We start from the raw sequence: 1,528 nt of genomic DNA, 5'->3' as shown, positions 1-1,528 counted from the left end.
AGTCCACCAGGTCCCGCACCACCGCGTCGGCCAGCAACCGCCCGCGCAGCGTCAGCACGGCCCGCCCGCCCTCGTACGGCCCCGGCTCCAGCAGCCCGTCCGCCAGCGCCCGCCGCGACGCCTCCAGCCCGGCCGGAGCGAGCAGTGACAGCGGCACCCCGTCCACCAGCCGAAGCTCCAGCAGGATCCGCTCCACCCGCCGGTCCTCCTCCGACAGGAGCTCCCGTCCCGCCCCGGGCGACCGCCCTTCCGCCAGCGCCGCAGCGTACGCGCCCGGGTGCTTCACGTTCCACCACCGCACCCCGCCCACGTGCGAGTGCGCACCCGGCCCCGCGCCCCACCAGTCGGCGCCGCGCCAGTACAGCTCGTTGTGCAGGCACCGCCCGGCTTCCGAGGTGGCCCAGTTCGAGACCTCGTACCAGGAGTACCCGGCCTCGGCCATGACCGAGTCCGCGATCAGGTACCGGTCGGCGTGGACGTCGTCGTCCGTCATCGGGACCTCGCCCCGGCGGATCCGCCGTGCCAGCTGCGTGCCCTCCTCGACGATCAGCGCGTAGGCGCTGATGTGGTCCGGCCCGGCCCCCAGCGCCGCCGAGAGCGTCGCCCGCCAGTCCTCGTCCGACTCCCCGGGCGTTCCGTAGATCAGGTCGAGGTTGACGTGATCGAAGCCGGCCGCCCGCGCCTCCGCGACGCACGCCTCGGGGCGCCCCGGCGTGTGGGTGCGGTCGAGCACCTTCAGGACGTGCTGCTTGGCGCTCTGCATGCCGAAGGAGACCCGGTTGAAGCCCCCGGCGCGCAGCTCGGCCAGGTACCGCGGGTCCACCGACTCGGGATTGGCCTCCGTGGTGATCTCGGCGTCCTCGGCCAGGCCGAATTCGTCCCGGATCGCCGCGAGCATGCGTACGAGGTCGGCGGCGGGCAGCAGCGTGGGCGTGCCGCCGCCGACGAAGACGGTCCGGACCGGGCGCGGGTCGTCGCCGAGCACCTTCCGCGCCAGCCTGACCTCGTCGATCAGGGTGTCGGCGTAGTTCTCCCGGGAGGCGAGCACACCGCCGGTGCCTCGCAGCTCGGTGGCCGTGTAGGTGTTGAAGTCGCAGTACCCGCAGCGCGTGGCGCAGTAGGGGACGTGCAGGTAGAACCCGAGCGGCCGCTCCCCCGCGCCCGCCAGGGCATGCGACGGCAGCGAGCCGTCTTCGGGCATGGGTTCACCGTCGGGGAGTGCGGAAGGCATGACCCCATCATCCCGCACGGGAACAGCCCCGTCGGCGCGTGAGGCACGGGGGTCCGGGGGCGGAGCCCCGGGAAGGGGGCCCGGCGGGGTCCGCGGGGCGGTCCACCGCCCCGCCCCGCCGGGCCGCGGCAGGCGCTACGCCTCGCGGGACCCCTCGTACATCTCCTCGATCAGGTGCTTGAACTCACGCTCGACCACCGGCCGCTTCAGCTTCAGGCTGGGGGTGAGGTCGCCGTGCTCGACGTCGAGGTCGCGCGGCAGCAGCCGGAACTTCTTGACCGTCTGCCAGCGCTGCAG

At 74.0% G+C, this 1,528-nt stretch carries 1 protein-coding gene; it reads right to left on the bottom strand.

Annotation, left to right across the window (positions count from 1 at the left end; translation table 11 throughout):
- A partial coding sequence (gene hemW / locus ACWGIU_RS37645; RefSeq protein ID WP_453712562.1) for a radical SAM family heme chaperone HemW occupies positions 1-1,231 on the bottom strand: 1,231 nt, incomplete at its 3' end.
- Positions 1,232-1,528: the final 297 nt, after the last annotated feature.

This window comes from Streptomyces sp. NPDC054840, from assembly GCF_053611065.1.
Note: the sequence above shows the minus strand (reverse complement) of the source record. Positions and strands in the feature narration are given on the sequence as shown.